The 8,503-nt window shown below is 36.6% G+C and carries 10 protein-coding genes and 1 pseudogene; all 11 read right to left on the bottom strand.

Features of this window, described 5'->3' with window-relative positions; all coding sequences use genetic code 11:
* Positions 1-134 precede the first annotated feature (134 nt).
* Positions 135-659, bottom strand: a complete 525-nt coding sequence (locus tag DQ356_RS10985; protein WP_114304551.1) for a DUF1643 domain-containing protein — start codon at positions 657-659, stop codon at positions 135-137.
* A 2-nt stretch (positions 660-661) separates the two neighbouring features.
* Positions 662-892, bottom strand: a complete 231-nt coding sequence (locus DQ356_RS10980) for a hypothetical protein (protein WP_114304550.1) — start codon at positions 890-892, stop codon at positions 662-664.
* Between the two features lie 217 nt (positions 893-1,109).
* Positions 1,110-1,943 (bottom strand): hypothetical protein, encoded by an 834-nt coding sequence (locus tag DQ356_RS10975; RefSeq protein ID WP_114304549.1) that lies wholly within the window; start codon positions 1,941-1,943, stop codon positions 1,110-1,112.
* Positions 1,940-2,155 (bottom strand): hypothetical protein, encoded by a 216-nt coding sequence (locus DQ356_RS10970; RefSeq protein ID WP_114304548.1) that lies wholly within the window; start codon positions 2,153-2,155, stop codon positions 1,940-1,942. Before DQ356_RS10970 ends, DQ356_RS10975 begins: the two co-directional genes overlap by 4 nt.
* Before the next feature lie 9 nt (positions 2,156-2,164).
* Entirely contained in the window at positions 2,165-3,271 is a 1,107-nt protein-coding gene (locus tag DQ356_RS10965) for a hypothetical protein (RefSeq protein ID WP_147267620.1), read from the bottom strand.
* A gap of 251 nt (positions 3,272-3,522) precedes the next feature.
* Entirely contained in the window at positions 3,523-3,759 is a 237-nt protein-coding gene (locus tag DQ356_RS10960) for a hypothetical protein (RefSeq protein WP_114304546.1), read from the bottom strand.
* Complete coding sequence (locus DQ356_RS10955; RefSeq protein WP_114304545.1) at positions 3,756-4,475, bottom strand: hypothetical protein; 720 nt, start codon at positions 4,473-4,475, stop codon at positions 3,756-3,758. Before DQ356_RS10955 ends, DQ356_RS10960 begins: the two co-directional genes overlap by 4 nt.
* A gap of 165 nt (positions 4,476-4,640) precedes the next feature.
* A complete protein-coding gene (locus DQ356_RS11370) occupies positions 4,641-4,886 on the bottom strand; it encodes a GDCCVxC domain-containing (seleno)protein (RefSeq protein WP_228420716.1) in 246 nt (81 codons plus the stop codon).
* Positions 4,887-4,907: 21 nt separating this feature from the next.
* A pseudogene (locus DQ356_RS11365) lies at positions 4,908-5,249 on the bottom strand (MerC domain-containing protein); the annotation flags it as partial.
* Between the two features lie 207 nt (positions 5,250-5,456).
* On the bottom strand, positions 5,457-7,235 hold the full coding sequence (gene arsA, locus DQ356_RS10940) for an arsenical pump-driving ATPase (protein ID WP_114304542.1): 1,779 nt from the start codon (positions 7,233-7,235) through the stop codon (positions 5,457-5,459).
* Between the two features lie 160 nt (positions 7,236-7,395).
* Positions 7,396-8,166: an HNH endonuclease gene (locus tag DQ356_RS10935; protein ID WP_114304541.1), complete on the bottom strand. Its 771-nt coding sequence runs from the start codon at positions 8,164-8,166 to the stop codon at positions 7,396-7,398.
* Positions 8,167-8,503 lie beyond the last annotated feature (337 nt).

Below are 8,503 nucleotides of genomic sequence, written 5' to 3'. Positions count from 1 at the left end.
GCTTTGTGTATCTAAATTCTAAAAACGATAACTCCATAGACTGCCAAAAAAGCTCCCGAAGGTTCCGTTCAACAGGCTTTCATCTTGTGTCCTGCGGACAAGACGAAAGCTTAGTTATTATCTGCTGTGTTTTCTTAAAGTTTTGATATATAATTGTCAAAATCAAAATCCGTAAATTCTAAATTATATCTTGAATATAGTGGATGTCTTGGATGTCCTCTTTTTGTTAATTCTCCAAGTTTTACCCAAGAAACATTTGGCTTTTTTGTAATAGAATGGATTGATTTAATACATTCCCCAAAATATTTTCTCAATTTGACTTTTTCACTCCAACTTGCCAACATTACAAATTCCTGCTCATTCTCTAAAAGATTTGAAATATATTTTAAATTTTCGGAAAGTAAGTTGTTGTCAATATCTTGATGCAAATCATTTGGATTCGTTGCTCTTTGTGGATAAAGATTTAGCATTACAAAACTATCAAATCCCTTTCTTTCCGCAAAACCCATTACTTTCCTGATTGTTGGGTCAGGAACTTTTTCATTTGCTGTGCTTGGATTTAAACCAACAACGAAAAGTGGTTTTTCTAGTTTGTTGCCTAAAATAAACCGAGCCGTATTTTCACTGTCGGTTTCATAGATATTTATTGTGTAATTCATTTTTACAACTTTTTCCAATCGTGCATTGAACCTTGAGGACAGCCCAAACTACTTGGACTTGATTTTGTTTGAATATGAGTCCCACATTTTTTACATAAATAATCTTTATCGCCAACTTCGCCTAATTTTTTCCAATCGTGCATTGAACCTTTTGGACAACCAAGGCTACTTGGTGAAGAATCTTTTTTCACTAATGTTTCACATTTCTTACACTGATACCAATTTAAAGACATAATAATTTATTTTTTAATTAAACATTCAAATTTTGTGTTTTCTTTGTTTTTGGGAACGCTCCGATAACATAGCAGATAACGTTTCTCAGCTATACGCAGGCAGGGATTTTTACCACTGCACTTCCCTACGAAGAACTGAACTTTAATTTCATTAAGTACCTGTCCTACGAAGCACAAAACCCCTGCTTGCGTATAGGTGATGTTGAGTGCAGTTATTCTATTTTAGCATTTCATTATTGGCACTATACTGTTCGTCAATTAGAAATAATGTGGCATTCAAAAGTAGATTCCATTGTTTATTTGTTAATTCTAGTTCCAAATGATTTGCCCTGAAATGAACTATTGAATTTCTTAAACTATAGAAAAATGTGTAATCATTTTGGCTTTGAAGTGATGCAGAAGTACTATGAAATGCTTTGAAGTAGTTCCGTGTAGAAGCCTTTGAATTGATGAATATTTTTTCAATTGCTTCATCTTCTCTTGGACGCCATTTGGTTATAGTTTCTAATTCTGTCACGAAATCTAAAAATTTCAATTTAGTATCTGTTACACTATGAAATTCCTTCAAGTAACTTATAGGGAATAGTCTTTCAATAAGTCGATATAGTTCTAAAAATGCGTGTTTATATGTATTTGAAAACAAGCAACTCAGAACAATTTTGTACGAAATATTATCTGATCCAACTAATGATAGTTCAGAAATGAAATCTGTTACATTTTCCTCGAAATCAAGAATTAGTTGTGACGAGTTTTTCGAATATATGTAACAGGCTACCCTGCTTGTCCAATCCGACTTAACTATTGAGTATTCTGGCACTTCGAAAAAGTAAATATCTTCTAGGTAAGCAATTAAATCTGTAAAGTTGTGGCCTTTATATCCACTTTCTTGATGCTGAAATAATATATTATCATAAAATTCAAGATTGTTTGACTTTTTATCAAGCTTTATTAAGCCTTCTGAAAGAAGAATTGAAATAACTCCGGCATTAAGGTCCAACTCCTTTAATACAGAAACATCTAGTAATGTGGTGTCTAACTGGCTGCCAATCACTGCGAAGTACCTTCAAATTGAATTTGAATGATACGTAGTGTTGGCGTTATGTAAACAAAGTCATTGATTTTCGCTGATTTTATCCATTCCTTCTCTTCATCGTTTGTTGAAATAAATCTTGTCCCTTCTTCAACATCTTTTTTATTAAGTTGAAGAAATTGCTCGATAAGAAGAGAAAATGCCCTTTTGTTAACATCAATCATATTTCTCATAAAGTTGAATTAATATGATTGCCAACAAACTTCCATATTGGGTACATCAGTGCCAACATCTAGTAATGTATCAAACGCCTTAGTGAAAAACTCCCGCTCAAAGTCACCAACTCTAGATGACTTTACTGATAGCTTCTCACTCAATGTACCGAGAGAAAGAAAATCTCCAAGCTCATCGTTGTTCATCTTACTTAATCTTTCGATAAGTGATGATGATGTTTCTTCTACCTTTTCAATACTCTTAAGAATTTCACCTTCGGATTTTTCAATCCCTGGTCGCCCGTAAATTTTTTTCGAAATAGCAGTAATAAAACCAACTCTAGCTGGTTGACTTTTAAATAGATCTTTTCCGTTACTAAATCTATTCTCATTCTCTGGGGCTTGATATTTGCTAAATTCAATATCAACAATAGCTAAGGTTCTTAAGCTTTTATAGAAGATGTCAGCAAAGTCCTTGTTTTCTGTTGCTTCAATAAAATCCAATCGTGTAAATTCATCTGCTAACCGTTCCTTGGTGTCGACTTTTTCTTTTCTACCACCAAAGGCAAGATATAGTTCAATTAAATCATTAGCGTGATATTGTCCGCCTTGAGTTCTTCTGTTTCCATCGTCTACTTTATAAACTTCCATTTCAGGAATTGCAGTTTTCATCTCGTTAATCATAGTGCTGAAAACGGTTTCAACCTGTCTCCTTAAATTCCAAGGCACTTGTCCCGTGTTCAAAACTAGCATTCTATAAATCAGACTATTGAGTTTTATCGATATCCAAAATTCCACTCTTATTTGAGTGTCAGATGATGCTCCTTCTTCAATCGCTTCTGTCAAGGCAGTAGTTCTCTGCATTCCATCAATGATGGTTAGATTTCCGTTTTTAACATCACTTATCAGTTCTGCGAATTGTTGATTTTCTTTTTCTGGAATTACATCAAATTCCTTTTCCGGAACAATAAGTCCTAAAACAATTGGTGGCAAGACAGTTCCTGCTTTTATATCCTTAACCATTTGTTTACGAATTCTCATCGCTGAGCTCGATTTAAGCGGCTCTCGTTGTTCTTTGAGTCCGCCTTTATCTTTATAAATTTCTTCAACAAGATTCAAATAATCTTTGATGGTCATTTCGAAGATTAAAGAATAACAGTTTGTTCTGTTGTCCTTTAGTTTAGTTAAGTTGTTTAGTTTCATAATATCCATTTTAGATAAACCTGTCGTTTTTTATAATTGCACTCAACGGTTTCGGGCTTTGCGTTCGGGCGGGCTTCGGAGTACAAAACTGTCAATAAGCACTGAACTCGAATAGAAGCACAAAGCTCCAAGTTTGCACGTCAGCCCGCCTGACGCAAAACCCGTGTTATATGCCGCTTTTCTTGTCATTCTTCGTCACGTATTTTGTTTCTTGCTTCCTTAATTATGTCTTTGTAATCAGGTTTGAAAGGCTCAACTAATTGTTTTTCTAATTGTCCTTCCAAAATCCATAAAGTTTTTTGTTCAGCTTGGTCTTCAAATATTTCTTTTGAATCTTTATCGTTTATTCGTGAAAGAAATTCAAAAAGCACAAGAGCTTCATCCTTGCCAAGCTTAATTGTTATTTCATCTGTTTGCTTCATTGTGCTTTCAATATTTTGTCGGCAATAGTTAAACAGTTTTCAATTGTTCCACCCATTCCCATATTTTCGGTTTCAAGTTTGTGAAGTCTGTTTGCAATTTCTTGTTTGTCTGCTTTTGCTTTTACAAGTCCGAAGATTTCAGGAACATAACTTTGGTATTCGTCTCTTGGTGCAATGTCGTTTACTCCAATTGGGTCCCAATCAAACCAAAGTATGTCGTCAATTTTTTTATACAGCAGAAAGTCTTTGGCTGCTGTTAGATTGTCTTTGATTTTTTTATTACGGTTGAAAAGCAGAATTGCAGATTTTACTTCTTCTTCAAGTCTATTGTCGTCAAAATGTTCAGTTGCTTTAAGAGCCAAACTTGCAATATAATGTCCGCTGTCGCTGTCAAAGGGTGCTGGTTGTCCCGAAGCGTTGTAAGTAACTTTTGCAACAAGTTCCGCAAGTCTCAAATAGTCTTCGGGTTTATAGCTTTTGTTTTCAAGTCCAAACACTCTGATTTTACTAAACTGTTCGTGTGCTTCTTCCCAACGGTCTTTGTTGTCAATGATTGGATAGAGCTCAATTATAGAAGTCGGAATATCTTTTATGTAATTGTCAAAACGAGATAAAACAAGTCTTGCCCAACCCGGTCTGATGTCGTTAGGCAAGTTCTCAAAAATCTGTTGTCCGATTTTGATATTAGTTTTTATGTCGTGTTGTTCTGTCGTCATAAAGTGGCATATAACGTTTTCGGGCTTTGCGTTCGGGCGGGTTTAGGAGCACAAAGTTTCAATTTATTACTAAAGTTCATTAGAAGCATAAAGCTCCAAGTTTGCACGTCACCCCGCCTGACGCAAAACCCGTGTTATATGCAGCCCTTCTTTTTTTCGTGCCCATTAACAACAATTTTCTCCTACTTGAATAGGTGGACATTTTACTGTCCCATAACTACAATAAACACAACAGTCGCCCTTCAATGGTTTAAGTCTTGTTTTAAATTGTTCACATTCGTAAAAATATACACAAGCATTTGTCGGCATAATTTCAGTTTTCTTGTGTCCGCAGTTCGGGCAGGTCAATATTGATTGCGTTTCAACTGTCTTGCCGCTGTAGGTTGTGCAAGTGTCACAAGTGCCGTGCATTTTATTTCGTCTGTAATTCCAAATTGTCGCTATGAGAAGTCCGAACATACCTGCGTAAAGAAAATATGTCCAGTAATCGCTGTCGTTAAAGTGATAAGCGTAAAAAATTAAAAGTCCGCTCGGAATAGCCGTCAATAATGGATACATACAACGGTGTCTGCGGTATGAAATGTAAAGTCCGCCAACTGATATTAAAACCATTGCTTGAAAAATCCACATTGTCCACCCACCGAAAAGTTCAAAACTTCCAAGTCCAAGTGCAGAAGCTACAAATGCAAAGAGTGGAAAGCAGCAAGGTGAAAATATTGCGGTCAAGAAAAGTCCTGCCGTCCCAAATTTGTCTATGTTACTCGTTAATTTCAATTTCGTCTTTTTCTATTGTCAAATTATTGCACTGTAGGTCTGGTAGGGTTGCATATAACGTTCCCACGCTTGGCTTCGTGCGGGATTTCAGGGCACAAAACTGTCAGCTCAGCACTAAAGCCCAATTGAAAAACTGAACTTGAATGTAAGCACGTCACCCCGCATGAGGCCAAACGTGTGTTATGCCTTCGCCCTTCTTTCAGCATGTCAAATTATTACTTTGTTTAAATGTTCGTCTATCAATGCTGGAAGTAATTTTTTTTCTGCAATAAATGGAATCCCAAAAGTCCTGTCAGCATATTCTGTTTTTATTGTTTTGATTACTTCTATTTCAGCATTTGCACGACTTTTAAGTAAAGGGTCACTAATTCCTGAAAGCATTGAAAGACTTTGGTTTATTAACCAAGCGTAAGGTTTAATACTCGCTCTTTTTAAATCGTTTTGTAAGTCTCCTGCTTCACGCATTGGCGTTGTTTCTGGCAAGGAAACTAAAATTATTTTTGATAATGTCTGGTCTTGCAACGACATATACGGAGTTCGTAGTCGACCTGCATTAATATTGTTTCTCATAATGTCGCGGTGATAGCTACCAGCCGTGTCTAATAACAAAAGAGTATGACCAGTAGGGGCTGTGTCCATTACAACAAATTTTCTTTTTGCCATACTAATGGCTTTAGAGAAGGCGTGAAAAACAGCAACTTCTTCTGTGCAGGGCGATTTTAAATCTTCTAGGATTAGTTTTTTAGCATCTTCAGACTGTCCTTGTCCTTTATGTTCCAATATTTTTTCTGTGTACCGTTGTGTTTCTACTTTGGGGTCAATGCGTTCCACAGTTAATGTTGAAGGCAGCTCACCCAACTGTTCAATAAAATCTTGAATATGTGCAGCAGGGTCAGTGGTTGTTAAAAGTACTTCAAAGCCTTTTTTTGCCAATAAAACAGCAATAGCAGAAGCGGCAATAGTTTTGCCTACGCCACCTTTGCCCATTGTCATAATAAGTCCATATTGTTGATTTGCGGAAAGTTCATCAACGAGTTGGTCTATTCCCTTTAATACCTGAATGTGTGTTTCTGATTTCAGTAGATTATTTTCTGAAATGGATTTCTGAAGTTCTGAGTTAAATAGTGAACGTAGTTTTAAAATTCCCAAAACATTGTAAGGCAAAAGCGGAAAAGTCTTTAATGGCAAGGTCTTCAAATTGTCTGGAATAGAATTGAGTTGCTCATTGCCTATCGCTTCAATTTTTTGAGCAAGCAAGTCATTTTTGTCTATTGCTTTGAAAACACCATTGATGTACAATAGTTGATTGCTCATTCCTAGTTCTTTCAATTCATTGCTCGTTCTCGATGCTTCTTTTAATGAAGCCTTATCTGCTCTGGCTACGATATAAAAACTAGTCAATGAAGCATCTCTTAGTCTGTTTACCACGGTGTGATATCTTTCTTTACCACTTTTGAGGGCGGAAGTAGGTCCAAGGCAGGAAGCGCCCTCAGGATTTTCATCTGTGAAACTTGACCAAGCAGCGGGTAGTTCAAGCAGTCGCAAGGTGTGACCTGTCGGTGCGGTGTCGAAAATAATCACATCAAATTTTGTTCCTTCGGTTTCACCCGAAACAAAACGGGAAAACTCATCAAACGATGCAATTTCAGTAGTACATGCTCCTGAAAGGTCTTCCCTGATTTTTTTAATTTCAGCTTTTGATGCAATTCCTTCTAAGGGTTGTGTGACTCTATTTCGATATTCTTCAGCTGAATTTTCAGGGTTGATATTAATAGCAAATAGTCGGTCAGTACCTTTTACTGGTTTTATCTGTTCGTCAACTTGGCTTTCTAATACGTCTTTTAAGTTGGAGGCTGGGTCGGTGCTCACGAGTAGAACTACTTTTCCTGCATCGGCCATTTCCACTGCTGTCGCACAAGCAAGAGATGTTTTTCCAACTCCGCCTTTTCCAGTAAAGAATAAATATTTTGTTTTTATATCAGTCATTTTATCTTGTTCAAATGTCGTCTAATAGGGTGAGGCATAACGTTTTGGCGCTTGGCGCAGTGGCGGATTTCGGAGCACAAAACTGTCAACACACCACAAAAGTTGATGCGAGGTAGAATGTTCAATTAACCACTTCACCCGCCATTGAGCCAAACGCCTGTTAGCTGCTGCCATTCTTCTTCGTCTTTATTAGTTTGTCTAAATCTTTCATTGTCAGCCAAGGTCTTTTTTTATGAACCATTCTGTGGCAATTAGCACACAACATTGCAATGTCTTCAACTTTGGTTTTATGGTCACTTGACATTTCACTTACTGCAATTGTGTGGTGTCCTTCAATGAAGTCTTTGCCAATCTGTCCGTATGTTTTTTCAAAGTCAAATCCACAAACTTGGCAAAATAGTCGCCCGTTTAGTTTCTTAAACTTCTCTTTTGCAAGGGAAATTACTTGGCTATTTCTCTCTCTCGCTTTATGTGTCCTTTCAACAATTTTGCCTTCTGGGAATTCGCCTGTCAGGTCTTCATTGTCTTCAAAGTCCTGGTCAATTTCTAATTGCCAAAATTTTCTTGGAGCACCAAATGAGCCTTTTTCGCTTGGTTGGATGCCAAGTCGGTTACAATACTCCAAATACTTCTCATTTAACTTGTCGTTAGGTAGGGGCTTTGCTTCTAAAATTTTAATGATTGCTTTGTTGGTTTCTCTGCCGTCTTTTTCGTCTGAAGCCGAATGTTTGTCAAGTTTGTTGTCTATGTAACCAATAAACCTACTTGGTGCAAATCGCAGTTCTCTGTCAATTATATACGCCACAAAACAAGTCCCACGTTTAACTAATGACTTTGCTTCATTTTCTGCATAGTCGTCACCTTCGGTTAAATATCCTTCTAAGGTGTCAATGTTCTTGATAAGTTGATTTTTAGTATTTATCAGTCTCATTCTTGTTTTGTTGTCGTCTCTTTATGGGTTGCAGCTAACGGGAAAAGTATTGGCGAAGTGCGGGATTTCGAAGAACTAAACGTTCAAGAATTCACAAACGTAGCGAATGCTTTTTCAATGAAACTAAATTACAAAAAAATGTGGAATTGAAAAGCATAAGCGGATTAAAATTACAACTCTTTCAACTTGCATTTAACCCCGCATTTTGCCAATACCATGTTGAACTAAACCTCCGGTAGCTTTTCCCATTCACCGTTTTAGTAATTTTGTTTTTATTAAACCCTAAAAAACATATAAAATGGCTACAAAAAAAAATCTCCGGAGGAGTTAAGGACTA

The organism is Chryseobacterium lacus, from assembly GCF_003336205.1.
GTDB lineage: Bacteria > Bacteroidota > Bacteroidia > Flavobacteriales > Weeksellaceae > Chryseobacterium_A > Chryseobacterium_A lacus.
The sequence above is the reverse complement of the archived record's forward strand: the minus strand, read 5'-3'. Positions and strand labels throughout refer to the sequence as shown.

Excerpts from the sequence above, each read along its gene's own strand:
- DQ356_RS10985 (WP_114304551.1), bottom strand. The coding sequence starts at position 659 with ATGAATTACACAATAAATATCTATGAAACCGACAGTGAAAATACGGCT.
- DQ356_RS10980 (WP_114304550.1), bottom strand. The coding sequence starts at position 892 with ATGTCTTTAAATTGGTATCAGTGTAAGAAATGTGAAACATTAGTGAAA.
- DQ356_RS10970 (WP_114304548.1), bottom strand. The coding sequence starts at position 2,155 with ATGAGAAATATGATTGATGTTAACAAAAGGGCATTTTCTCTTCTTATC.
- DQ356_RS10965 (WP_147267620.1), bottom strand. The coding sequence starts at position 3,271 with ATGACCATCAAAGATTATTTGAATCTTGTTGAAGAAATTTATAAAGAT.
- DQ356_RS10960 (WP_114304546.1), bottom strand. The coding sequence starts at position 3,759 with ATGAAGCAAACAGATGAAATAACAATTAAGCTTGGCAAGGATGAAGCT.
- DQ356_RS10955 (WP_114304545.1), bottom strand. The coding sequence starts at position 4,475 with ATGACGACAGAACAACACGACATAAAAACTAATATCAAAATCGGACAA.
- DQ356_RS11370 (WP_228420716.1), bottom strand. The coding sequence starts at position 4,886 with ATGCACGGCACTTGTGACACTTGCACAACCTACAGCGGCAAGACAGTT.
- arsA (WP_114304542.1), bottom strand. The coding sequence starts at position 7,235 with ATGACTGATATAAAAACAAAATATTTATTCTTTACTGGAAAAGGCGGA.
- DQ356_RS10935 (WP_114304541.1), bottom strand. The coding sequence starts at position 8,166 with ATGAGACTGATAAATACTAAAAATCAACTTATCAAGAACATTGACACC.